Origin of the sequence: Herbaspirillum seropedicae (genome assembly GCF_001040945.1) — a bacterium.
In the GTDB taxonomy this organism is placed as follows: Bacteria; Pseudomonadota; Gammaproteobacteria; order Burkholderiales; family Burkholderiaceae_D; genus Herbaspirillum; species Herbaspirillum seropedicae.
The window spans coordinates 4,979,596-5,002,502 of the sequence record NZ_CP011930.1 but is presented as its reverse complement, the minus strand read 5'-3'; the positions used below and the strand labels follow the sequence as shown (position 1 = coordinate 5,002,502).

Sequence of the window (22,907 nt, the reverse complement as noted above, 5' to 3'; positions counted from 1 at the left end):
GGTGGATCAGGCGGGCTGCATCTGGCTGTCGCTCTTGTGGGTGCGGATGAACAGGCTCACCAGCACCGAGAAGAAGGCCGCGCCGATGAGGAAGCTGAACGCGTAGTCATAGTTGGCGAAGGCGCTGACCAGGAAACCGATCACCAGCGGCGAGATGAAGCCCGCCAGTTGGCCGCCCAGGTTGACCATGCCCACGCCGCTACCCACCAGCTGCGCTTGCAGCATCTTGGTGGGCAGGGCAATGCAGGTGGCCAGCACGAAGGACTTGAAGAAATAGGCCAGGCATTGCCAGGCGATGACGCCTTCGACGCTGGCCGCGCTGTACATGCAGTAGACGAACACAGCCGTCAGCAGGGAGCTGCCGATGAGCAGCAGTTTCTCGCGGCCATCGAAGAAGCGCACCATCACCCAGCCGCCGATGGCGGTGGACAGTCCGGCCATGATGTAGGGCAGCGGCAGCAGCAGGCCGACCGCCTTCAGGTTCAGTCCGCGCACCGTCATCAGGTAGGTCGGCATCCAGGTATCGAGTCCCTTGTTGATGATGGACAGGCCGAACCACACCGCCACGATCTGCCACATCAGCGGCATCTTCATCAGCGCCATGAAGGCCTGCTTGTTGATGGCGCCTGCACCACCCACGCCGGGGCGCACCGGTCGCACGCAGAACCAGTAGACCAGGGCGAACACGACGCCGGCAATGCCGATGTAGTGGAATACCGCGCGCCAGCCGTAATGCAGGATCAGCGGGGCGATCAACAGCGGCGCCAGCATGCTGCCGATATAGTTGGACGACATGAGCAGCGAGGACATCTTGGGGCGCTCGTCACGGCTGAAGTTCTCGGCCACGCCCTTGACACTGGCCGCCGGAAACGCGCCTTCGCCCACGCCGAAGATGAAGCGGATCATCACCAGGCTGGTGACCGACCAGGCCATGCCGGTGACGCCGGTGAAGAGCGACCAGAGCAGGATGGAGATGACGATCACCGGCCGCGATCCGTAGCGGTCGGCCAGCCAGCCGCCGGGCAGTTGCAGCAGCGAATAGCCGAGGAAGAAGCTCGACAGCAGGATGCCCAGATCTGAGGGCTTCAGATGGAATTCGCTGGCGATCTGCGTGGCCGCGAAGGTGATCGCGGCGCGATCGATGTAGGAGACACACCAGCCCAGATACAGCAAGACCAGCACCAGGTATTTGTACTTGCCCTTCCTTACCGCAGCATCCATGAAGCGATTCCTTCCGGTGCGACGACGGGCCTGCCCCGCCGATTCGTTGACCGATCCTAAGCCTGCATGAGGTTTGCAGCAAGTAGAAGTTTTCGAATAAGTCATTGCCGAATCGGCAAACCGTTCCGCGCCTCATCCCGCTGCGCAGCTATGCCGAGAGCGGCGATGAGTTCTACAATGCCGCCATGTCTACCATTCACACCCGCGTGCTGCAGGAGACTGCGGTGCGTTACTTCCTCGAGGTGGTGCGGCGCGGTTCCATCACCGAGGCGGCCAATACGCTCAATGTGGCCTCGTCGGCCATCAGTCGCCAGATCGCGCGGCTCGAAGCGGAACTGGACACGCCCCTGTTCGAACGCGTGGCGCGCGGCATGCGGCCCAATGCCGCTGGCGAGCTGCTGGCCGCGCATGCCTTGCGCATGCAGCTCGAGGCCGAGCGCATCGGCAATGAACTGGCGGCGCTCAAGGGATTGCGGCGCGGCGAGGTCAAGCTGGCCTGCACCGAGGGCTTCGCGCTGGAATTCGTGCCAGCCACCATTGAGCAGTTCTGCCGTCAGCACAAAGGCATCCGCTTTCAGCTCTCGGTGGGCAATGCGATGCACGTGGCCCAGCAGATACGCGAAGGCGCGGTCGATCTGGGACTGACCTTCACGATGGCGCCTGACGCCGACATCAAGGTCGAGTTTGCCCAGCGCGCACCCATCCTGGCCGTCATGCATCCAGCGCATGAACTGGCCCATCGCAAGCAGGTCAGCCTGTCCGAACTGGCGCCCTATCCTCTGGCGATGCCCAAGAAGACCATCACCATGCGCCGCCTCATCGATGCGTGCTGCAGCCGCCGCAATGTCTTGCTGGAACCCACGCTGGCGGCCGACTCCATCAGCGCATTGCTATGTTTCGTGATGGCCGGCCAGGGCATCGGTTTTTCTGCAGCCTTGCCGATCCGCAAGCTGGTGCGCGAGGGGAAGCTGGCGGCGCTGCCCATCCGCGACAAGGACATGAATACGCTGCAACTGGAAATCCAGTCCCTGGCGGGACGCACCTTGCCCGATGCAGCAAGGGCCTTTCTCAACGCCCTCATTGCGCGGGCAGCCGGACGGCATTGATGGGACGGACACGTCGGCGCGTTACTTTGTGGCGCACTATCGAGCCAGCCTGGGGTGTCGGCATGGGCGCTTGTGATAGCGTCATGGCTCGGGTGATCCCTGGTCCGTGCAAGGACGGATCCATCCCTGTCGACCATTCATTCAAAGAACGGCTGCGCTGTGCGGCAGAGGGTTTCGCATGAGGATTCTACTTACGGGGGCGTCGGGACAGCTGGGGCAGGTATTGCAGCCCATGCTGGCGCGTCATGGCGAGCTGCTGGCCCCTTCCAGTCGTGAACTCGATCTTGCCGACCGGCAGGCGCTGCAGTCTTTTCTCCAGCAGGCGCGTCCGGGGTTGATCGTCAATGCCGCCGCCTATACTGCGGTGGACAAGGCCGAGTCCGATGTGGCGCGGGCGGAGGCGGTCAACGCCCTTGCCCCCATGATCCTGGCGCAGCAAGCGCAGATGCTGGGCGCGCCGCTGGTGCATTTTTCAACGGATTATGTCTTCGACGGAAAGTCGGCGCGGCCCTACGTCGAGACCGATCCCACCGGCCCGCTCAACGTCTATGGCCGCACGAAGCTGGCGGGCGAACAGGGCATCGCCGCGCATTGTGATGCCTACTGGATCTTGCGTACCAGTTGGGTGTATGGATGCTACGGTAGCAACTTCCTCAAGACGATGTGGCGTCTCGCCGGTGAGCGGGAATATCTGACCGTGGTGGACGACCAGATCGGCGCGCCTACCTGGACGCATACCATTGCCGATACCCTGGCGCGCATGCTGGCGCATGGCGCGGATGCACAGCAGAGCGTGCGTGATACCACCGGTCTTTATCATCTGAGCGCCGGCGGCGCCACCTCCTGGCACGGATTCGCGCAACGCATCCTGCAATTGCTGCGCGCGCAGGGCGAGACCGCGCTGCTGGACCCGGCCCTGGTGCGGCCCATCGCCAGCGATGCCTATCCCGCCATCGCGCAGCGGCCGCGCAATTCGCGCCTCGATACCGGGCTGCTGAGGCGGACGTTTTCCCTTTCACTGCCGACCTGGGAAGAAGCCTTGGAGCGCTGCCTGCACGCGCCATCGCTGCGGGATGGGCCGGGCCAGGCGTCGGGCACGCCGACGCCTGGCCTCTAGACAGGACAGGGACGCGGTAGCGTCCGCAGAGCCTGCGAGCAGGCTTACTTGCTCGCCGCCACGGCTTCCAGGATCACCTTGGCCACGTCAGCCGGACGCGATTGCTGCGGCACGTGGCTGGCCGGCAGTTCGGTGGTCTTGGCGTTGATCTGCTTGGCGAAGGCGCGCTCCAGCGCGGGCTGGATCATGCGGTCCTTGGTGCTGACGATGTACCAGCTCGGACGGGTCTTCCAGGCCGCCGTTTCCACCTTGTCGCCAAAGGCCTTCATGGCGATCGGACCTTGCGTGGCCGCCATCACGGCGGCCTGCTTGGCCGGCACGTCCTGGGCGAAATCGGCGGCCAGCGCAGCCGGCGGCAGGCTGGCGAAACCGGCCTTGTCCACCGACAGCTTGGCGATGCCCGGCGGCACCGGCAGATCCTTGCCCAGGTCGCCAGTGGCCTGGCCCGCATCCGGAGCGAAGGCGGCCACGTAGACCAGGCTGGCGACCTTGTCATGGTTGCCAGCTTCGGTAATTACCGTGCCGCCCCAGGAGTGGCCGACCAGCACGACCTTGCCGGGCTGGTTGTCGATGGCGCGACGCGCGGCGGCCACATCATCGGCCAGCGAGGTCAGCGGATTCTGGACGGCGGTGACCTTGACGCCCTTGGCTTGCAGCAGGGGGATCACCTTGGCCCAGTCGGAGCCATCGGCGAAGGCGCCGTGCACGATCACCACCGAGGCTTGCTCGGCCGGTGCTGCGCTGGCGGGGCCGGCGGCGCTGAAGGCGGCCGCGACGGCCAGTGCGCCCAGGGCGGTCTTGAGGTTGAAGAGGCGGGACGATGCTTGCATGATGTGCTCCTGTTGGAAGTGATGAGGGGGTGTCCTGTGACCTTGTTGATGTCAGCCAGGCCAGTATAGGAATGGGCATCCGGCCCCGGTATCGGTCAATTGACCGACCCGCTTGTGGCGGGCTGGATGTGCGCGCATTGTGGTCGAGCGCACCGGGCCCGCCCAGTTACACGAATGGTTGATTGCCCGTGCGTGCCGCTTACCGCTAAAGTGTCGGGATGCCCGACGCCATTCACCCTGCCGCCCCTGTTTCCTCGCCCACTGTTCCCGCCCAGGTGGCCGTGCGCGCGCTGGCGCTGGCTGGCGACCTGAGCATGGGGCAGCCGCCCGACCAGTCCGTGCGAGCGGCGCGTCTGGCGGTGCGGCTGGCGCAACTGCAGGGCGCCGACGAATCCACCGCCAGGCATGCGGCGCTGGTGTCCTTGCTGCGCTGGTCGGGATGCACGGCCAACGCCGCCGGTTTCGCCACGCTCCTGGGAGACGATGTCGGTGGGCGCGAGGCCATGTTGCGCCAGGGTTTGCCGGAGGGGCATCCGTTGAACTTCGCCAATATCGCGCCGCTGGCGCATATCCATTGCGAAGTGGCCGGCGAGGTGGCCGCCCTGCTGGGGCTGCCCGGCCCGGTGGAGATCGGCCTGCGCCATGTCTGGGAACACTACGACGGCAGTGGTGCGCCGCGCCAGCTCACGCACGAAGCGATTCCGCCGGTGGTCTATCTCACCAGCCTGGCCGGCGACCTGGAAATCCTCTCGCGCACCCATCCCGTTGCGGCGGCTTGTCAGATGATCTTGCAACTGGGCGGGGTCAAGTATCCCAACGCCATGGCCCAGCTGGCCGTGGCGCATGCGCCAGCGCTGCTGGCCGCGCTGGAGCAGGGCGGCGATATCGATGCAGACCTGCCGGCGCATCCGGTGGCGCTGAGCATCGTGGCCGAACTGATTGAATTGAAGCTGCCCTGGTTGACCGGCTACTCGCGCCGTGTCGCCGAGCTGGCAGTGCGCGCAGCCGCCCTGGCCGGCCTGGACCCAGAACAAGGGCAGCGGCTGGAACGGGCCGCGCTGTTGCACGGCATTGGTCGCGCCTCGGTCTCCAACACCATCTGGGAGCGGCCGGGACGGCCCAGTGCCGCCGACTGGGAACGTATCCGCCTGGCGCCCTATTGGACCGCCCGCGCCGGCGCACTGATTCCGGCCCTGCGCGATGAGGCCGAGCTCGCCTCCCGCCTCTATGAGCGTCTCGACGGCAGTGGTTATTTCCGCAATCTCGACCGTGACAGCCTGGCGATGCCCGCGCGCCTGCTCGCAGCAGCGGCGGCCCTGGCCGCCTTGTGCGCGCCGCGGCCCTGGCGCGGCGCCATGAGCGAGCCCGATGCATGCCAGCAATTGCAGGCCGACGCCCAGGCCGGGCTGTTCGACCCCCAGGCGGTCCAGTGGGTCGTGGCGGCTGCGGCCGGACAGGGTGGGGCGATGCCGTCGCTGCCCAGGCGCTTGCTCTCCGAACGCGAGGCCGAGGTATTGCGCCGCATCAGCCTGGGCGAGAGCAACAAGGAAGCTGCCCGCGCCATGCAGATCAGCCCGTCCACCGTGCGCACCCATGTCGAGAGCATCTTCCGCAAGCTCCAGTGTTCCACCCGCGCAGCGGCCACCCTGAAGGGCTTGAGCCTGGGGCTGATCTGACGCCGTAGTTCTACGGCAGGGCGAGCCTGCGCAGGACCTGCCCAGATGGGCGGCTCATTTTTGATCCGGTTTCGCTGTGCTGCAGCAATTCTTTCCAAAAGCGAGTCTAGTTGTCAGACGACAGGCGCTTTCCTGACAAAATGTCAGTTCGTCCTCGGTTGGATTGCGAGCGCCGCAGCGGCGGGCGTAAATCCTTGAATTTGCGGGATATTTTTCTGGCGCTTGCGACTCTTTTTGATTAAATTGGCGCCTGTTCAGAAAACGTTTACTCCAACTGAGTATTTTTTCATCTCCGTCCCGGGTTGGCCTGCGCCTGTCTCATCGGATGAGCGGATGAAAGCGGTGCAGGTCAGGCGCGTAGCAGCCCCATTTTCTGCTGCACTGCAAAAAATCAAACTGGCGGCTTATTTGCCACAAATGCCCCGCAAGTGCCTGAGATAAGGCCTTGATCTGGCTGCAAAAGGTTTGACTTACCAGAAAACGAACCTTTATAATCGCCGGGCTTTTAAGCTGCCGTCTGCTCGTAAAGAGTGCGGCGCATGCACGATATTGGATAGATATGCTGCGCATCATTCTCTTGCAGCTCGTAACCACGGTCGTCGTCACCCTGGTGGCGGGCATGCTGGGCGGACTTCCGGCGCTTTGGTCCGCATTGTTGGGAGGCGTCTGCTGTGTCGTTCCCAATGCCCTGTTTGCACTGCGACTTCATGTCAGTGCGCAGAAACCCGGTGGTACCAACCCGATGACGTTTTTCTTCGGGGAATTTATCAAGATTGCTACGACTTTTGCGCTCATGGGCGCGATCGTTTGGTTGTACCACGGTGTTCACTGGCTCGCATTTGTGCTGAGCTTCATCGTGGTGCTTAAGAGTTATTTCATTTTACTGTTTAGACACCGACCATGACCGTAGAAGCCGCAGAGCACGCGCCCACAGCCTCTGAATATATTGTCCACCACCTCGGACACCTCTCTACCCAGCACCAGACCAAGATCGTCGATTTCTCGATCCTGAACGTGGATACCATCTTCTGGTCCGTGTTCTGTGGCGTCATCGCCTGCCTCTTCATGTTCCTGGCCGCCCGCAAGGCGACCTCGGGCGTGCCGGGCCGTTTCCAGGCCTTCGTCGAGATGGTCGTCGAAATGGTGGAAGACCAGTCCAAGGCCATCGTCCACGGCGACCGTACCTTCATCGCCCCGGTGGCGCTGACCGTGTTCGTCTGGGTGGCCCTGATGAACTCGCTGGACTTCCTGCCGGTGGACCTGGCCTCCGGCATCCTGGGCCTGTTCGGCCTGGGTGAAATGCACCACCGCATCGTCCCCACCGCCGACCTCAACGGCACCCTGGGCATCGCCCTGGGCGTGCTGGCCCTGATGCTTTACTACAGCGTCAAGATCAAGGGCGCCGGCGGCTTCATCCATGAACTGTTTGCAGCACCCTTCGGCATCTGGCTGGCTCCGTTCAACCTGCTGCTGAACATCATCGAATTCGCCGCCAAGACCGTGTCCCTGGGCATGCGACTGTTCGGCAACATGTATGCAGGCGAACTGTTGTTCCTGCTGATCGCATTGCTGGGATCGACCGCGACCGCATTCGGCTTCATCGGCCATGTGATCGCCGGTTCTATCTGGGCAATTTTCCACATCCTGATCGTGTTGCTCCAAGCATTCATCTTCATGATGTTGACACTGGTTTACCTGGGCCAGGCGCACGAAGCGCACTAACACAAGGCTTGCAGTACCTGTTTTTCAGTTTGTTTTTTGGTTTTGTATTTAATTAACTTTTCTTAAGGAATTGTCATGACTGATGTCTCTTTCGTTGCTCTGGCTTGCGGTTTGATCATTGGCCTGGGTGCTATCGGCGCTTGTATCGGTATCGCGATCATGGGCGGTAAGTACCTCGAAGCATCCGCACGTCAGCCTGAACTGATGAACACCCTGCAAACCAAGATGTTCCTGCTGGCTGGCCTGATCGACGCGGCCTTCCTGATCGGCGTTGGTATCGCCATGCTGTTCGCATTCGCAAATCCGTTCATCGCCAAGTAATTCGCGCTTCATAGCCGATTCTCATCTGCCGGACGATTGGTTCCGGCACTCGTTATTCTGAGAAGGAAATTACCGTGAACTTAAATGCAACATTGATTGCACAGTTCGTGGTCTTCTTCATCCTCGCCGGCTTCACGATGAAATTCGTGTGGCCGCCGTTGATCAAGGCGCTCGACGAACGCGCCAAGAAGATTGCGGACGGGCTGGCAGCGGCCGACCGTGGCAAGGCCGATCTGGCCGCCGCCGAAAAGCGCATCCAGGGCGAACTGGCATCGGCGCGTGATGAAGGCCAGAAGCGCATCGGCGAAGCCGAGAAGCGCGCTCAGCTGATCATCGAAGAAGCGAAGAAGACGGCTGCTGAAGAAGCGGCCCGCATCGTCGCCAACGCCCGTGCTGACGCCCAACAGCAAGTGAACCAGGCGCGTGAAGAACTGCGCGGCCAGGTCGCAACGCTCGCCGTCAAGGGCGCGGAACAGATCCTCAAGCGCGAAGTGAATGCGGCTGCCCACGCCGACTTGCTGAATCAACTGAAGACAGAGCTGTAATATGGCCGAACTCGCAACGATCGCTCGTCCTTACGCCGAAGCCTTGTTCCGTGTGGCCAAGGCAGGCAGCCTGGCAGCCTGGTCCGATCTCGTCGACGAGATGGCCCAGGTGGCGGCGCATCCCGAGGTGCAGGCGCTGGCGCAGAATCCTTCCGTATCGCATGACAAGCTGGCAGAAGTGTTTGCCGCCGCCGTGAAGACCCCGCTGTCCATCGAGGCGACCAATTTCGTCAAGACGCTGGTCGACAATGGCCGTCTGGTGCTGCTGCCGGAAATCGCCCAACAATTCCACGTGCTCAAGAACACGTCGGAAGGTTCGGCCGATGCCAACATCGTCAGCGCCTTCGAGCTCAGCGACGCCCAGGTCAAGGATGTGGTCTCGGCACTGGAGAAGAAGTTCGGCCGCAAGCTGAACCCCTCCGTGACGGTCGACAGCAGCTTGATTGGCGGTGTGCGCGTCGTGGTCGGCGACGAAGTGTTCGATACCTCCGTGCGCGCGAAGCTGCAGCAGCTGCAAGCTGCTCTGGCCGCGTAAGTGCCTCTGGCTGGCTAAGCGAAAGAACAATTTTTAGGAGTTAGTATGCAACTCAACGCATCTGAAATCAGCGAGCTGATCAAGAGCCGGATCCAAGGCCTTGGCGATACCGCTGAGATTCGCAATCAGGGCACGGTCATTTCCGTGTCCGACGGTATCTGCCGTATCCATGGTCTGTCCGACGTGATGCAAGGTGAGATGCTGGAATTCCCGGGCAACACCTTCGGCCTGGCGCTGAACCTGGAGCGTGACTCGGTGGGCGCCGTTATCCTGGGCGAATACGAACACATTTCCGAAGGCGACGTCGTCAAGTGCACCGGCCGTATCCTGGAAGTGCCGATCGGTCCTGAACTGAAGGGTCGTGTCGTCAACGCACTGGGCCAGCCGATCGACGGCAAGGGTCCGATCAACGCCAAGCTGACCGCCCCGATCGAAAAGATCGCCCCGGGCGTGATCGCCCGTCAGTCCGTGTCGCAACCGATGCAGACTGGCCTGAAGTCGATCGACTCCATGGTGCCCGTCGGCCGTGGCCAGCGCGAGCTGATCATCGGTGACCGCCAGACCGGCAAGACCGCTGTTGCGATCGACGCCATCATCAATCAAAAGGGTCAGAACATGACCTGCATCTACGTTGCGATCGGCCAGAAGGCGTCGTCGGTCAAGAACGTGGTGCGCGCACTGGAAGCGCACGGCGCGATGGAATACACCATCGTCGTGGCCGCGACCGCCTCCGAATCGGCCGCGATGCAATACGTGTCGGCCTACTCGGGTTGCGCCATGGGTGAATACTTCCGCGATCGCGGTCAAGACGCCCTGATCGTCTATGACGACCTGTCCAAGCAAGCCGTGGCCTACCGTCAGGTCTCGCTGCTGCTGCGCCGTCCGCCGGGCCGTGAAGCCTATCCTGGCGACGTGTTCTACCTGCACAGCCGTCTGCTGGAACGTGCTGCCCGCGTGAACGCCGACTACGTCGAGAAGTTCACCAACGGCGAAGTCAAGGGCCAGACCGGTTCCCTGACCGCACTGCCGATCATCGAAACCCAGGCGGGTGACGTGTCGGCCTTCGTTCCGACCAACGTGATCTCGATCACCGACGGTCAGATCTTCCTGGAAACTTCGCTGTTCAACGCCGGTATCCGTCCTGCGATCAACGCCGGTATCTCGGTGTCGCGCGTCGGTGGCGCTGCCCAGACCAAGGTCATCAAGGGCCTGTCCGGCGGTATCCGTACCGACCTGGCGCAGTACCGTGAACTGGCTGCCTTCGCGCAGTTCGCTTCCGACCTGGACGAAGCCACCCGCAAGCAGCTGGACCGCGGTGCGCGCGTGACCGAACTGCTGAAGCAGGCTCAGTACACCCCGCAATCGATCTCGATCATGGCCGTGACCCTGTTCGCCGTCAACAAGGGCTACATGGACGACGTCGAAGTGAAGAAGATCCTGGCCTTCGAGTCGGCTCTGCACAACTTCATGAAGACCAGCCACGCTGAGCTGCTCAAGAAGATCGAAGACACCAAGCAACTGGATAAGGATGCTGAGGCAGCCCTGGCAGCCGCCATCGCTGACTTCAAGAAATCCGGCGCGTACTAATTCTTACTGAAGCTATAAGGAGTCTTACTCATGGCTACAGGTAAAGAGATACGTGGCAAGATCAAGAGCGTAGAAAATACGAAGAAGATCACCAAGGCGATGGAAATGGTCGCGGCATCCAAAATGCGCAAGGCGCAGGACCGGATGCACGCAGCCCGCCCGTACAGCGACAAGATCCGCAACATTGCGGCCAACCTGTCGCAGGCCAATCCGGAGTACGTGCACCCGTTCATGGTCCAGCAGGATACGGCCAAGCGCGTTGGTTTCATCGTCGTCACGACCGACAAGGGTCTGTGCGGCGGCATGAACACCAACTCGCTGCGCCTGTTGACCAACAAGTTCCGTGAACTGGAAGGCGAGGGCAAGGCTATCGAGACCGTCGCCATTGGCAACAAGGGTCTGGGTTTTCTGAATCGCATCGGCGCCCGTGTGGCCGCCAACGTGACGCAACTGGGTGATACGCCGCACCTGGAAAAGCTGATCGGCCCCGTCAAGGTGCTGCTCGACGCTTACCAGGAAGGCAAGCTGGACGCGGTGTACCTGGTGTACACCAAGTTCATCAACACGATGAAGCAGGAAGCCACCCTGCAGCAGCTGCTGCCGCTGACCAGCGACAAGCTCAAGGCTGACGAGGGTGCGCACTCCTGGGACTACATCTATGAGCCCGATGTGCAATCCGTGGTGGACGAACTGCTGGTGCGTTACGTCGAAGCGCTGATCTATCAAGCCGTCGCCGAGAACATGGCCTCCGAGCAATCGGCGCGCATGGTCGCGATGAAGGCCGCCAGCGACAACGCAGGTAGCGTGATCGGCGAGTTGAAGTTGGTCTACAACAAGACTCGTCAGGCCGCGATTACCAAAGAGCTGTCGGAAATCGTCGCCGGTGCGGCTGCGGTCGGCTGATCAGCTGGCGTAGCGCAGCGAAACAGAATTTAAATTTTATCTATTGAAGGAACGAAAATGGCTGATGGCAAAATCGTTCAGTGTATCGGCGCTGTGGTGGACGTGGAGTTTCCGCGCGATGCGATGCCCAAGGTTTACGATGCCTTGAAATTGGAAGGTTCGGATCTGACCCTGGAAGTCCAGCAGCAGCTGGGCGACGGCGTGGTCCGTACCATTGCGCTCGGTTCGTCGGACGGTCTGCGCCGCGGCCTGACCATCTCGAACACCGGCAAGCCCATCACGGTGCCTGTCGGTACCGCGACCCTGGGTCGCATCATGGACGTGCTGGGCAACCCGATCGACGAATGCGGTCCGGTCTCGCACGAGCAAACCGCGTCGATCCACCGCAAGGCTCCCGCCTACGACGAACTGTCGCCCTCGCAGGAGCTGCTGGAAACCGGCATCAAGGTGATTGACCTGGTCTGCCCGTTCGCCAAGGGTGGTAAGGTCGGTCTGTTCGGTGGCGCCGGTGTGGGCAAGACCGTGAACATGATGGAGCTGATCAACAACATCGCCAAGGCGCACAGCGGTCTGTCCGTGTTCGCCGGTGTGGGTGAGCGTACCCGTGAAGGTAACGACTTCTACCACGAAATGGCAGAAGCCAAGGTGGTGGACCTGGAAAACCCGACCAATTCCAAGGTCGCCATGGTCTACGGCCAGATGAACGAACCGCCGGGCAACCGTCTGCGCGTGGCGCTGACCGGCCTGACCATCGCGGAAGGCTTCCGTGATGAAGGCAAGGACGTGCTGTTCTTCGTCGACAACATCTACCGTTACACCCTGGCCGGTACCGAAGTGTCCGCGCTGCTGGGTCGTATGCCTTCGGCCGTGGGCTACCAGCCGACGCTGGCCGAAGAAATGGGCCGCCTGCAAGAGCGTATCACCTCGACCAAGACTGGCTCGATCACCTCGATCCAGGCCGTGTACGTCCCTGCGGATGACTTGACCGACCCGTCGCCGGCAACCACCTTCGCCCACTTGGACTCGACCGTCGTTCTGTCGCGTGACATCGCCTCGCTGGGTATCTACCCCGCCGTCGATCCGCTGGACTCGACCTCGCGCCAGCTGGACCCGCAAGTGGTCGGCCAGGAACACTACGAGACCGCACGCGCTGTCCAGGGCACCCTGCAGCGCTACAAGGAACTGCGTGACATCATCGCCATTCTGGGCATGGACGAACTGGCTCCGGAAGACAAGCTGATCGTCGCACGTGCTCGTAAGATGCAGCGTTTCCTGTCGCAGCCCTTCCACGTCGCCGAAGTGTTCACCGGTTCCCCGGGCAAGTACGTTTCGCTGAAGGACACGATCAAGGGCTTCAAGATGATCGCCAGCGGCGAACTGGACCACCTGCCGGAACAAGCGTTCTACATGGTCGGTACCATCGACGAAGCAATCGAAAAGGCCAAGAAGATCAACTAAGACTGACCACGCCGTGGTCGATATCCGGTGCAGCACCGGAGCTGACCATGGCAGGTAAGTAATCATTGATTCATTGGCGCCGCCCCTGTTCGCAGGGGCGGTCAATCGACTAGGAAACGACATGGCACATACTATTCACGTGGACGTGGTCTCGGCGGAAGAGGAAATCTTCTCCGGCGAGGCTGAATTCGTCGCGTTGCCGGGCGAAGCGGGTGAACTGGGTATCTATCCCCGTCACACCCCGCTGATCACGCGCATCAAGCCAGGTGCTGTCCGTATCAAGGTCCCGGGTCAGGCGCACGAGGAATTCGTGTTCGTGGCCGGCGGCCTCTTGGAAGTGCAGCCCGACGCCGTGACCGTGCTGGCCGACACCGCCATCCGTGGTGCCGACCTGGACGAAGCCAAGGCTGCTGAAGCCAAGCGTCTGGCCGAGGAAGCGCTGGTCAACCGCGACTCCAAGATCGACCACGCCGCAGCCCAGGCCGAACTGGCCGCCGCCGTGGCACAGCTGGCAGCGATCCAGAAGTTGCGTCAGAAGCGCTGATCGCTCGGCGTGTCCTTGCCTCGGCAGGGACGATAGCAGTAAATCAAAAGGCAGCCTCGGCTGCCTTTTTTCTTGTCCGTGCGGGTCGCAGCGGCAGCGATGAAGCGGTGATGGAGCAGCAGTGCAGTCCGCGCATCACTGGCTGGCCACGCATCTGATGACAAAGGCTGACCCGCGCACGACCAAGGCCAAGCTGCGGCGCAGCTCATCATTAATCTGCATCAACCGAACTGCGTGCGCGCCTGCCGCCTTCGCGCTGATCGGGTAAAGTGCATCCTTCGACACGCCAGTGCGAGGTTCATCCGCTGGTGTAAATCATTTAGTGCATTTGCCCATCACAGCAGGAGCAGACATGTCTTCAGCCGTTGCGCCCTCGTCCACTTCCTCCCTTCCTTCGCACGTTCACGGCAAGCCCATCATTGCCGTGGTCGGCCTGTCCAATCGGCCCGAGCGCGCCAGCTTCGATGTGGCGGCGTACATGCAGGCGGCCGGCTATCGCATCGTCGCCGTCAATCCCATGTATGCCGGACAGACCATCTTGGGCGAGCATTGCCACGCCTCGCTGGTGCAGGCCAGTGCCGCGCTGGCTGGCGAGGGCTTGCGCATTGCCATCGTGGACTGCTTCCGCAAGTCGGCCGACATTCCGCCGGTGGTCGAGGAGGCCATTGCCATCGGTGCTGATTGCGTGTGGATGCAGCTCGACATCGTCCATGAAGAAGCCGCTGCGCGCGCACGCGCGGCCGGCCTGAAGGTGATCATGGACAAGTGCATCAAGATCGAACACGCCATGGGGCAGTCCCACGGCGTGTTGTAACCTCCGGGACTGGCGCAGGCCGGTCCTTTCCCATAACGATAAAGCGAGACAACATGGCAAAAAAGATCGGCCCGCAATTCATCGTCCATCCCAAATTCGTTCTCAAGGAAACCGAAGCCAGCACCAAGCCGCTCTCCAGCGGCGACAAGGAAAAGGATCGCGCCAACGTGCAGCGCCTGTCCGGTTTGATCGGAGTGCAGCAGCAGATGCTCTACGCCGGCCACAAGCACAAGGTGCTGGTGGTGCTGCAGGGCATGGATACCAGCGGCAAGGATGGCACCGTCAATGACGTGTTTGCCGCCGTCAATCCGCAGGGGATCCGCATCAGCAACTTCAAGGGACCCACGGCCATCGAGCTGGCGCACGACTACCTCTGGCGCGTGCATGCACAGGTGCCGGTGGCGGGAGAGATCGCCGTATTCAACCGCAGCCATTACGAGGATGTGCTGATCACCCGCGTGCACGACTGGATCGACGACAAGGAATGCCAGCGCCGCTATCGCCAGATCAACGACTTCGAACGCATGCTGTGGGAAACCGGGACGGTGGTGTTGAAGTTCTTCCTGCACATTTCCAAGGCCGAGCAGAAGTCGCGCCTGCAATCGCGCATCGACGACCCCAACAAGCATTGGAAATTCGATCCCCAGGACCTGGCCGAGCGCAAGTTCTGGGATGCCTACCAGACGCGCTACCAGGAAGTCCTGCGCGCCACCAGCACGCTGCATGCGCCCTGGTACGTGGTGCCGGCGGACTCCAAGACCCATCGCAACCTGGTGGTGGCCAATGTGGTCCTGGAGACACTGCAAAAGCTCAAGCTCAAGTTCCCCGATCCCAAGCCCGAACTCAAGAATCTCAAGTTCGACTGAAGCCGGGACCGGGCCAGCCAGGCTCAGCTTACTTGAGCCACTTGTCGAAGATCTGCTGATACTCGCCAGTGGCCTTGGCCAGGTGCAGCCAGGTATCGACATAGGCCTTGAAGGCGACATCGCCGCGCGGCAGCAGATAGGCCTTCTCGGCAAATTGCAGCGGCTGGTCCGGCGTGACCGGGCACAGTTCGGGATGCAGCTTGGATTGCCACAGGGTCTCGCTGGCGTCGGTCACCATCACGTCGGCCTTGCCATCGACGATCTGCTGGAAGATGGTCACGTTGTCCGGATGCAGCGTCAGCGTGGCGCGCTTGTAGCGGGCCCGGGCGAAGCGTTCATTGGTGCCGCCCGGATTGACGATGGCGCGCGTGCCGGGCTGGTCGATCATGTCGAAGTTGCGGAATTTGTCCTTGTCGGCGCAGCGGATGATGGGCGCCTTGCCGTCGACCATGGTCGGTTCGGAAAAGGCCGCCTTGCGTGCGCGGTCCAGGGTGATGGAGACCCCGCCCATGGCGATGTCGCACTGGGCGATGAAGTCATTCATCAGGTTGCTCCAGGTGGTCTTGATGAATTGCGCTTCCACGCCCAGCGACTTGGCCAGGGCCTGGCCCAGCTCCACGTCCATGCCCTCGAAGCTCTGGTCGGGCCGGTAGTAGGTGAAGGGCTTGTAGTCGCCCGTCATGCAGATGCGCAGCTTGCCCGCCTTGATGACCTGGTCCAGGCGGGAGGCTGGCGCTGCGGCGGCGTCATCGGCCAGGGCCGGCGACAGTGACAGGGACAATGAAAGGGCGGTCAGGCCGGCCAGCAGGGCGGCGCGGATGAAGCGAGTCATGCAATCTCCTCGTGGATGGGTGGGGCGGCGGTTTTCTTGTTGATCTGAAGATGGGGAAAGCCGGCTGCATGGACATTCATGCAGTGCGCAGATCATAGCAAAAGCCGCGCCGGCCGCCGCCGTTTTGCCTTGCCACGACTTGCGTCAATGTCCGCGCAGGCCAACAGCGACAATTAGCCGGAAAGCCGAGGTCGCAGGATGCGATAATGCCGCATTGCCGTCAGATCGTATTGCAGGCCGACCATGTCTTCCTCTTCTATGTCCACCTTCGCTCCGCTCAAAAACGATACCTTCCTGCGCGCCCTGTTGCGCCAGCCCACCGACTACACCCCGATGTGGCTGATGCGCCAGGCCGGCCGCTATCTGCCCGAGTACCGCGCCACGCGCGCGCGCGCCGGTTCCTTCATGGGCCTGGCCACCAACCCGGATTACGCCACCGAAGTGACGCTGCAGCCGCTGGAACGTTATCCGCTGGACGCCGCCATCCTCTTCTCCGACATCCTGACCGTGCCCGACGCCATGGGCCTGGGCCTGTACTTCGCCGAGGGCGAGGGGCCCAAGTTCCAGCGTCCCTTGCGTGACGAGGCCGCCGTCAAGGCGCTGCGCGCGCCCGACCTGGGCAAGCTCGACTATGTCTTCAAGGCGGTCACCCAGATCCGCCGCGAGCTCGATGGCCGGGTGCCGTTGATCGGCTTTTCCGGCAGTCCCTGGACGCTGGCCTGCTACATGGTCGAAGGCGGTGGTTCGGATGACTTCCGCCTGGTCAAGAGCATGCTCTACAGCCGCCCCGACCTGATGCACCACATCCTCAGGACCAATGCCGACGCCGTCGCCGCCTATCTCAACGCCCAGATCGATGCGGGTGCGCAAGCGGTGATGATCTTCGATACCTGGGGTGGGGCGCTGGCCGATGGCGTCTACCAGCAATTCTCGCTGTCCTATATGCAGCAGGTGGTCAGCCAGCTCAAGCGCGAGCAGGGTGGCCAGCAGGTGCCGGTGATCGTCTTCACCAAGGGCGGCGGGCTGTGGCTGGAACAGATCGCCGCCATCGGCGCCGACGCCGTGGGGCTGGACTGGACCGTCAACCTCGGCCAGGCGCGCCAGCGCGTGGGCGACAAGGTGGCCTTGCAGGGCAACCTCGATCCCAACGTGCTCTTCGCCGGCGACGACGCTATCCGCGCCGAGGTGCGCAAGCTGCTTGAGTCCTTCGGGCGTCCGGGCGCGGGCAGCGGCCATGTGTTCAACCTCGGGCACGGCATCTCCCAGCACACCCCGCCGGAGGCGGTCACGACCTTGGTCCAGGCTGTGCATGAATTCAGCCGCGCCTTGCGCGCCTGAGTTTGCGCGTATCTGTCGTTATCTGTTCGCATTTGTGCGCGACGTCAAAACAATGTGAACGTTCTTGCATACCTGGCCCGACTTATGCACATACCGGCCAGTTTTCCAATTGAGAATAAAATTTATTGGCATTGGAAAACTGCAGCCGAAATGATGTTCTAAGTCATTGATTTTATTAGGGTAATTTTACCGCCGGCAGGGGGCGGATGAGCTGAAAGCCGCGGCTGCCGTGACTCTCGGACTTGTCAAGCCCCACTTGTCAACAAAGTTATCCACAGGGCGTGTGCATAAGACGTAAAACCGTTTACAAAACCGTTGTTTACCGGCGTGTTTGAAGGTTTACTTTAAGTTTGTAGGACAAGCGGCGACATTTCCGGCCAGAAAAGCCGATCATTTTTTGTCGGCGAGCTCTTGACAAATCGATAGCCGACCGGAATCGGAACGTGACTTATACACATGAAAAGCGTTTGAAGTCTGCGCAATCCGCATGAGCAAATTTTTTTTCCGATGATCGAGGCGCGCTTGCAAGTCATTGATTTTAAAGGGCTAATTTTTTGACCCGGATTTGGGCATCTTGCTGGAAGCCGCATCCAGACTGCATGAGGGCATGTCAAGAGGCACTTGTCCCCAAAGTTATCCACAGGCGGTGTGGATAGTTCGAAAAATGGCGATTAAACCGAGGCTTAGCCCGCTTATTCAGGATTTACATTAAGTTCGTGGAACAACGCATCCTCCAGGTCGCTCTCGATACCCCCCTGCACACGGTCTTTGACTATGCCTGGCAAGCCCAGGCCGAGGGGGAGCTTGTGCCCGCCATTGGCCAGCTGGTGGTGGTGCCGTTTGGCCGCCGCGAGGCGGTCGGGGTGGTGGTCGGCCATGTGTCGCAAAGCGCGCTGGAGCAGGGCAAGATCAAGCAGGTCATCGCCGTGCGTCACCAATTGCCGCCGCTGTCGGCCCATTGGCTGGCCCTGTGCGGTTTCGCCGCCGATTATTACCAGCGCCCGCTGGGCGAGGTGATGTTGCCCGGGCTGCCCAAGAACCTGCGCGCTCTCAGCACGGTAGCGCTGGACAAGGCCCTCAATGCCCTGGGCCGTCTGAGCGCGCCGAAGAAATCCAAGGCCCGCTCCAAGGCACGCGCCCATCCTGAAGACGAGGCGCGGCAAGAGACTGCGGCGGCCGACGCCACCCCGGCTGATCCCATGCAGTTCGCCCAGGCGCCCGCCCTCAACGCCGCCCAGCAGGAGGCGGCCGACGCCATTGCCGCCGCCCATGCGTTTGCGCCGCTGCTGTTGTACGGCGTCACCGGCAGCGGCAAGACCGAGGTCTATCTGCAAGCGGCAGCGGCCATCCTGCGCCGCGCTGCCGAGAGTGGCGAGCGCGCCCAGATCCTGGTGCTGGTGCCGGAAATCAATCTCACGCCGCAGCTCGAAGGCAATATCCGCGCACGCTTTCCGCACCTGAACGTGGTGGCGCTGCACAGCGGCCTGGCCGAGGGCGAGCGCGCCCGCAACTGGCTGGCCGCGCACCTGGGGCAGGCGCAGATCGTGCTGGGGACGCGGCTGGCCATTCTCGCTTCGCTGCCAGCGCTCAAGCTCATCGTCATCGATGAAGAGCACGATCCTTCCTACAAGCAGCAGGAAGGCTTGCGCTACTCCGCTCGCGACCTGGCCGTGTGGCGCGCCCACCAGCTCGGCATCCCGGTCGTGCTGGGCTCGGCCACGCCGTCGCTGGAGACCTGGCAGCACGCCCAGGCCGGGCGCTACCGCCGGCTGGAACTGCGCCAGCGCGCTGCCCGCGAGGCGGTGCTGCCCACCGTCAAGGTGATCGACCTGGAGCGCGACAAGCCCGTCGACGGCCTGACCGCGACCCTCATTGCCGCCGTGCGCAAGCGCCTGGAGCAGGGCGAGCAATCGCTGCTGTTCCTGAACCGGCGCGGCTATGCCCCGGTGCTGGCCTGCGACGCCTGCGGCTGGATCAGCAATTGCATGCGCTGCGACGCCTTTATGGTGGTGCACCGCCCCGAGCGCCGCCTGCGTTGCCACCATTGCAGCCTGGAACTGCACATTCCGCGCGCCTGCCCGACCTGCGGCAACGTCGATCTGCAACCCTTGGGACGCGGCACCCAGCGGGTCGAAGAGGGCTTGCAGGCGATCTTCCCCGAGGCCCGCGTGCTGCGCATCGACGCCGATTCGACCCGCCTGAAGGGCTCGGCCCAGAGCGCATTCGACAGCGTTCATCGGGGCGAGGTCGATATCCTGATCGGCACCCAGATGGTGGCCAAGGGCCATGACTTCAAAAAGTTGACGCTGGTGGGTGTACTTAATCCCGATACCGCGCTGTTCTCGCATGACTACCGTGCCAGCGAGCGCCTCTTCGCCCAGCTCATGCAGGTGGCCGGGCGCGCCGGCCGGGCTGGCCTGTCGGCCGATGGCAGTTCGGGCGAGGTGCTGATCCAGACGCGTTATCCCCATCATCCGCTGTACCAGGCGGTGATCCGTCATGACTACGACGGTTTCGCCGGTGAGCTGCTGGAGGAGCGTCGCCAGGCGCACTTCCCGCCCTTCATGTACCAGGCGCTGCTGCGCGCCGAAGCGCGCGAGCTCGACACCGCCATGGCCTTCCTCAAGGACGCCGCCACCCTGCTGGAGGCGCCGGCCATCACCATCAACGAACCGATCCCGATGACGCTGATGCGGGTGGCCAATGTGGAGCGGGCGCAATTGCTGATCGAATGCGCTTCGCGTCCGGTGCTGCAGGCGTTTCTCAAGCAATGGCTGGCTCTGTTGCGGCAGGTGAAGACACGGGCGCGCTGGTCGCTGGAAGTCGATCCGGTCGATATCTGACCGGTGCGGACCAGGCCTCGATTTTGTTGTGATTCCGGCATCTTTATCCTGAGGGCGGGCTTGCTCCGACGCAAGCTGCTTGCCGGGGCAGCCAACATGGTGCGCCTAGCCGGTATAATCTCGGCTGCTCAACCAATTGCAAGCGATCCCTCCGCGCGGCGCGGCACGCCAGACCAGCGCCCCGGCCGCTTCCGCTTTACCCCTCATTCCCATGCTCGCACAACAGAAACAACGCATCTCCGACCTGTTCTCGTCCGCCTTGCAGCCGCTGCTGGCTGAGAGCGGCCTGACGCCGACCATCACCTTGGAGCGTCCGCGCGATGCCTCGCACGGCGACGTCGCCTGCAACATCGCCATGCAGCTGGCCAAGCCGCTGAAGAAGAATCCGCGCGAGCTGGCCCAGGCCATCGTGGCCGCCGTCATGGCCGACCCGGCCCGCGAAGACCTGGTGGAGTCCGTCGAGATCGCCGGTCCCGGCTTCATCAACCTGCGCGTGGCCGCCGCCGCCAAGCAGGCCGTGGTCAAGGTGATCCATGAACAGGGCGAGGCTTACGGCCGTGGCAGCGCCGGTGCTGGCAAGAAGGTGCTGGTCGAGTTCGTCTCGGCCAATCCCACCGGTCCGCTGCATGTGGGCCATGGCCGCCAGGGCGCGCTGGGCGATGCGCTGTCGTCGCTCCTGGAAGCGCAGGGCTATGACGTGCTGCGCGAGTTCTACTACAACGACGCCGGCGTACAGATCGCCACGCTGGCCACCTCGGTGCAGGCGCGCGCGCGCGGCTTCAAGCCGGGTGACGCTGAATGGCCCGAGTCGGCCTACAACGGCGACTACATCGCCGACATCGCCCGCGACTTCCTCGACAAGAAGACCGTCTCGGCCAGCGATGGCGAACCCGTCACCGGCAGCGGCGAGGTCGACGACATCGAATCGATCCGCCGCTTCGCCGTGGCCTACCTGCGCCACGAGCAAGACCTCGACCTGCAGGCCTTCGGCGTGAAGTTCGACAATTACTATCTCGAATCTTCGCTCTACGCCGACGGCAAGGTCGCCGCCGCCGTGGATGCGCTCATTGCCGCCGGCAAGACCTATGAGCAGGATGGCGCGCTGTGGCTGCGCACCACCGACTATGGCGACGACAAGGATCGCGTCATGAAGAAGACCGACGGCACCTATACCTACTTCGTGCCCGACGTCGCCTATCACATCAACAAGTGGCAACGCGGCTACGGCAAGGTCATCAATATCCAGGGCAGCGACCACCACGGCACCATCGCGCGCGTGCGCGCCGGCCTGCAGGCCGCTGGCGTGGGCATTCCGCAGGGCTATCCCGACTACGTGCTGCACAAGATGGTCACCGTCATGCGCAATGGAGAAGAGGTCAAGATCTCCAAGCGCGCCGGTTCCTACGTGACCCTGCGCGACCTGATCGAATGGTCGGCCGGCGAGCCGGTCGAGGGTCAGGAACGTGACCTCACGCGCGGCCGCGATGCGGTGCGCTTCTTCCTCATCTCGCGCAAGGCCGATACCGAGTTCGTCTTCGATGTCGACTTGGCGCTGGCGCAGTCCGATGAAAATCCGGTCTACTACGTGCAGTATGCGCATGCCCGCATCTGCACCGTGCTGGGCAAGTCGGGCGTGGACGAAGAGGCGCTCAAGAGCAGCGCCGACCTGTCGCTCTTGACCGCTCCGCGCGAAGCAACGCTCTTGGCCAAGCTGGCCGAGTACCCGGACATGCTGGCCCATGCCCTGCAGGAACTGGGACCACACCAGGTCGCCTTCTACCTGCGCGATCTGGCAGGCGAACTGCATAGCTACTACAATGCGGAACGCGTGCTGGTCGACGATGTCCCAACCAGGTCCGCGCGTCTGGCGCTGTTGTCCGCCACCCGCCAGGTGCTGCGCAACGGCCTGGCGCTGTTGGGCGTATCGGCTCCGGCCAGAATGTAAAACAAGCAGCTAAAGAGAAACGTGAAACCGTTGAACGCGAAATATCACAAGCAGGCCGGCGGCACGCTGCTCGGTCTGATCCTGGGTTTGATCGTCGGCCTGGGCATCGCCGTGGGTGTGGCGCTGATGATCACCAAGTCGCCCATCCCCTTCGTCAACAAGGTGGCGCGTCCCGAACGCGCCGATCCGACGCCGGCCCAGGCGGCCGATCCCAACCGTCCGCTCTACGGCAATCGCGACATCGCCCGCGAGGCCGCGCGCGACCAGCAGCAGTCGCAGACGCCGGTGCCGCCCAATACCGCCGCCGCCCAGCCGGTCCCGCCCGTGGCGCCGACGCCGCAGGCTACTGCGCCGGCCGCCAAGCCCGACAGCAAGGCGGCGGACGCCAAGCCCTCGGCCAGCACGCCACCGGCCACCGCGTCCAAGAACGACACCAACGACGACAAGTGGACCTACTTCCTGCAGACCGGCGCCTTCCGCGACCAGGCCGATGCTGAAAGCGCCCGCGCCAAGCTGGCCCTGCTGGGCTTCGAGGCCAAGGTCACCGAACGCACCGCTGACAGCGGCGTGCTGTACCGGGTCCGTATCGGTCCCTTCGCCCATGCCGAGGCAATGAACCGTACGCGCAGCAAGCTGTCCGACAACGGGGTCGATGCCGCCATCGTGCGCATTCCCAAGTAATCCGATTTCACCGTGGATGCCGG

General features: G+C 62.7%; 21 protein-coding genes. 18 read left to right on the top strand and 3 right to left on the bottom strand.

Annotation, left to right across the window (positions count from 1 at the left end):
- Positions 1-6: 6 nt before the first annotated feature.
- On the bottom strand, positions 7-1,221 hold the full coding sequence (locus ACP92_RS21815) for an MFS transporter (RefSeq protein ID WP_013236295.1): 1,215 nt from the start codon (positions 1,219-1,221) through the stop codon (positions 7-9).
- A 185-nt stretch (positions 1,222-1,406) separates the two neighbouring features.
- On the opposite strand from ACP92_RS21815, the gene ACP92_RS21810 reads away from it, so the two are divergent.
- Positions 1,407-2,327 (top strand): LysR family transcriptional regulator, encoded by a 921-nt coding sequence (locus ACP92_RS21810; protein ID WP_041312337.1) that lies wholly within the window; start codon positions 1,407-1,409, stop codon positions 2,325-2,327.
- A 178-nt stretch (positions 2,328-2,505) separates the two neighbouring features.
- Positions 2,506-3,444 carry a dTDP-4-dehydrorhamnose reductase gene (gene rfbD, locus ACP92_RS21805; RefSeq protein ID WP_013236293.1) on the top strand — a complete coding sequence of 313 codons (939 nt, stop codon included), beginning with the start codon at positions 2,506-2,508 and terminating at the stop codon, positions 3,442-3,444.
- Between the two features lie 44 nt (positions 3,445-3,488).
- Here the strand turns inward: rfbD and ACP92_RS21800 are convergent, their stop codons facing one another.
- Complete coding sequence (locus tag ACP92_RS21800; protein ID WP_013236292.1) at positions 3,489-4,274, bottom strand: alpha/beta hydrolase; 786 nt, start codon at positions 4,272-4,274, stop codon at positions 3,489-3,491.
- A 218-nt stretch (positions 4,275-4,492) separates the two neighbouring features.
- Here ACP92_RS21800 and ACP92_RS21795 point away from each other — a divergent pair, with 218 nt between their 5' ends.
- The 12 genes from ACP92_RS21795 (at position 4,493) to ACP92_RS21740 (ending at position 15,245) form a co-directional block, all read left to right on the top strand.
- Positions 4,493-5,950, top strand: coding sequence for an HD domain-containing phosphohydrolase (locus ACP92_RS21795; protein ID WP_013236291.1), 1,458 nt, complete (start codon positions 4,493-4,495; stop codon positions 5,948-5,950).
- A 559-nt stretch (positions 5,951-6,509) separates the two neighbouring features.
- On the top strand, positions 6,510-6,854 hold the full coding sequence (locus ACP92_RS21790) for an ATP synthase subunit I (RefSeq protein WP_013236290.1): 345 nt from the start codon (positions 6,510-6,512) through the stop codon (positions 6,852-6,854).
- Positions 6,851-7,672 (top strand): F0F1 ATP synthase subunit A, encoded by an 822-nt coding sequence (atpB, locus tag ACP92_RS21785; RefSeq protein WP_013236289.1) that lies wholly within the window; start codon positions 6,851-6,853, stop codon positions 7,670-7,672. Before ACP92_RS21790 ends, atpB begins: the two co-directional genes overlap by 4 nt.
- A 75-nt stretch (positions 7,673-7,747) precedes the next feature.
- A complete protein-coding gene (gene atpE, locus ACP92_RS21780; protein ID WP_006461334.1) occupies positions 7,748-7,993 on the top strand; it encodes a F0F1 ATP synthase subunit C in 246 nt (81 codons plus the stop codon).
- Positions 7,994-8,067: 74 nt separating this feature from the next.
- Complete coding sequence (locus ACP92_RS21775) at positions 8,068-8,538, top strand: F0F1 ATP synthase subunit B (protein WP_013236288.1); 471 nt, start codon at positions 8,068-8,070, stop codon at positions 8,536-8,538.
- A 1-nt stretch (position 8,539) separates the two neighbouring features.
- Positions 8,540-9,073 (top strand): F0F1 ATP synthase subunit delta, encoded by a 534-nt coding sequence (locus tag ACP92_RS21770; protein ID WP_013236287.1) that lies wholly within the window; start codon positions 8,540-8,542, stop codon positions 9,071-9,073.
- Between the two features lie 45 nt (positions 9,074-9,118).
- Positions 9,119-10,660 carry a F0F1 ATP synthase subunit alpha gene (atpA, locus tag ACP92_RS21765; protein ID WP_013236286.1) on the top strand — a complete coding sequence of 514 codons (1,542 nt, stop codon included), beginning with the start codon at positions 9,119-9,121 and terminating at the stop codon, positions 10,658-10,660.
- Positions 10,661-10,690: 30 nt separating this feature from the next.
- The gene (atpG, locus tag ACP92_RS21760; RefSeq protein ID WP_013236285.1) at positions 10,691-11,563 is read left to right on the top strand and encodes a F0F1 ATP synthase subunit gamma; all 873 of its coding nucleotides are present in this window, start codon (positions 10,691-10,693) and stop codon (positions 11,561-11,563) included.
- Positions 11,564-11,620: 57 nt separating this feature from the next.
- The gene (atpD, locus tag ACP92_RS21755; RefSeq protein WP_008332979.1) at positions 11,621-13,021 is read left to right on the top strand and encodes a F0F1 ATP synthase subunit beta; all 1,401 of its coding nucleotides are present in this window, start codon (positions 11,621-11,623) and stop codon (positions 13,019-13,021) included.
- Positions 13,022-13,142: 121 nt separating this feature from the next.
- Complete coding sequence (locus ACP92_RS21750) at positions 13,143-13,565, top strand: F0F1 ATP synthase subunit epsilon (protein ID WP_013236284.1); 423 nt, start codon at positions 13,143-13,145, stop codon at positions 13,563-13,565.
- A gap of 352 nt (positions 13,566-13,917) precedes the next feature.
- Positions 13,918-14,379: a CoA-binding protein gene (locus ACP92_RS21745; protein WP_013236283.1), complete on the top strand. Its 462-nt coding sequence runs from the start codon at positions 13,918-13,920 to the stop codon at positions 14,377-14,379.
- A 53-nt stretch (positions 14,380-14,432) separates the two neighbouring features.
- On the top strand, positions 14,433-15,245 hold the full coding sequence (locus ACP92_RS21740) for a polyphosphate kinase 2 family protein (RefSeq protein WP_013236282.1): 813 nt from the start codon (positions 14,433-14,435) through the stop codon (positions 15,243-15,245).
- Positions 15,246-15,273: 28 nt separating this feature from the next.
- Here the strand turns inward: ACP92_RS21740 and ACP92_RS21735 are convergent, their stop codons facing one another.
- Positions 15,274-16,077, bottom strand: a complete 804-nt coding sequence (locus ACP92_RS21735) for a transporter substrate-binding domain-containing protein (RefSeq protein WP_013236281.1) — start codon at positions 16,075-16,077, stop codon at positions 15,274-15,276.
- 258 nt (positions 16,078-16,335) lie between these two features.
- Between ACP92_RS21735 and hemE the strand changes: the two genes are divergently transcribed.
- The 4 genes from hemE to ACP92_RS21715 all read left to right on the top strand — a co-directional run bounded on the left by hemE (position 16,336) and on the right by ACP92_RS21715 (position 22,884).
- A complete protein-coding gene (hemE, locus tag ACP92_RS21730) occupies positions 16,336-17,415 on the top strand; it encodes a uroporphyrinogen decarboxylase (RefSeq protein WP_041311314.1) in 1,080 nt (359 codons plus the stop codon).
- 716 nt (positions 17,416-18,131) lie between these two features.
- Positions 18,132-20,258 (top strand): primosomal protein N', encoded by a 2,127-nt coding sequence (locus tag ACP92_RS21725; protein WP_013236279.1) that lies wholly within the window; start codon positions 18,132-18,134, stop codon positions 20,256-20,258.
- A gap of 211 nt (positions 20,259-20,469) precedes the next feature.
- Positions 20,470-22,203: an arginine--tRNA ligase gene (gene argS / locus ACP92_RS21720; protein ID WP_013236278.1), complete on the top strand. Its 1,734-nt coding sequence runs from the start codon at positions 20,470-20,472 to the stop codon at positions 22,201-22,203.
- Positions 22,204-22,224: 21 nt separating this feature from the next.
- Positions 22,225-22,884, top strand: a complete 660-nt coding sequence (locus ACP92_RS21715; protein ID WP_013236277.1) for an SPOR domain-containing protein — start codon at positions 22,225-22,227, stop codon at positions 22,882-22,884.
- The last annotated feature ends 23 nt before the right edge of the window (positions 22,885-22,907 follow it).

What these genes read in the sequence shown, in the direction of transcription:
- ACP92_RS21815 (WP_013236295.1), bottom strand. Translation starts at nt 1,221, where the DNA reads ATGGATGCTGCGGTAAGGAAGGGCAAGTACAAATACCTGGTGCTGGTC.
- ACP92_RS21810 (WP_041312337.1), top strand. Translation starts at nt 1,407, where the DNA reads ATGTCTACCATTCACACCCGCGTGCTGCAGGAGACTGCGGTGCGTTAC.
- rfbD (WP_013236293.1), top strand. Translation starts at nt 2,506, where the DNA reads ATGAGGATTCTACTTACGGGGGCGTCGGGACAGCTGGGGCAGGTATTG.
- ACP92_RS21800 (WP_013236292.1), bottom strand. Translation starts at nt 4,274, where the DNA reads ATGCAAGCATCGTCCCGCCTCTTCAACCTCAAGACCGCCCTGGGCGCA.
- ACP92_RS21795 (WP_013236291.1), top strand. Translation starts at nt 4,493, where the DNA reads ATGCCCGACGCCATTCACCCTGCCGCCCCTGTTTCCTCGCCCACTGTT.
- ACP92_RS21790 (WP_013236290.1), top strand. Translation starts at nt 6,510, where the DNA reads ATGCTGCGCATCATTCTCTTGCAGCTCGTAACCACGGTCGTCGTCACC.
- atpB (WP_013236289.1), top strand. Translation starts at nt 6,851, where the DNA reads ATGACCGTAGAAGCCGCAGAGCACGCGCCCACAGCCTCTGAATATATT.
- atpE (WP_006461334.1), top strand. Translation starts at nt 7,748, where the DNA reads ATGACTGATGTCTCTTTCGTTGCTCTGGCTTGCGGTTTGATCATTGGC.
- ACP92_RS21770 (WP_013236287.1), top strand. Translation starts at nt 8,540, where the DNA reads ATGGCCGAACTCGCAACGATCGCTCGTCCTTACGCCGAAGCCTTGTTC.
- atpA (WP_013236286.1), top strand. Translation starts at nt 9,119, where the DNA reads ATGCAACTCAACGCATCTGAAATCAGCGAGCTGATCAAGAGCCGGATC.
- atpG (WP_013236285.1), top strand. Translation starts at nt 10,691, where the DNA reads ATGGCTACAGGTAAAGAGATACGTGGCAAGATCAAGAGCGTAGAAAAT.
- atpD (WP_008332979.1), top strand. Translation starts at nt 11,621, where the DNA reads ATGGCTGATGGCAAAATCGTTCAGTGTATCGGCGCTGTGGTGGACGTG.
- ACP92_RS21750 (WP_013236284.1), top strand. Translation starts at nt 13,143, where the DNA reads ATGGCACATACTATTCACGTGGACGTGGTCTCGGCGGAAGAGGAAATC.
- ACP92_RS21745 (WP_013236283.1), top strand. Translation starts at nt 13,918, where the DNA reads ATGTCTTCAGCCGTTGCGCCCTCGTCCACTTCCTCCCTTCCTTCGCAC.
- ACP92_RS21740 (WP_013236282.1), top strand. Translation starts at nt 14,433, where the DNA reads ATGGCAAAAAAGATCGGCCCGCAATTCATCGTCCATCCCAAATTCGTT.
- ACP92_RS21735 (WP_013236281.1), bottom strand. Translation starts at nt 16,077, where the DNA reads ATGACTCGCTTCATCCGCGCCGCCCTGCTGGCCGGCCTGACCGCCCTT.
- hemE (WP_041311314.1), top strand. Translation starts at nt 16,336, where the DNA reads ATGTCCACCTTCGCTCCGCTCAAAAACGATACCTTCCTGCGCGCCCTG.
- argS (WP_013236278.1), top strand. Translation starts at nt 20,470, where the DNA reads ATGCTCGCACAACAGAAACAACGCATCTCCGACCTGTTCTCGTCCGCC.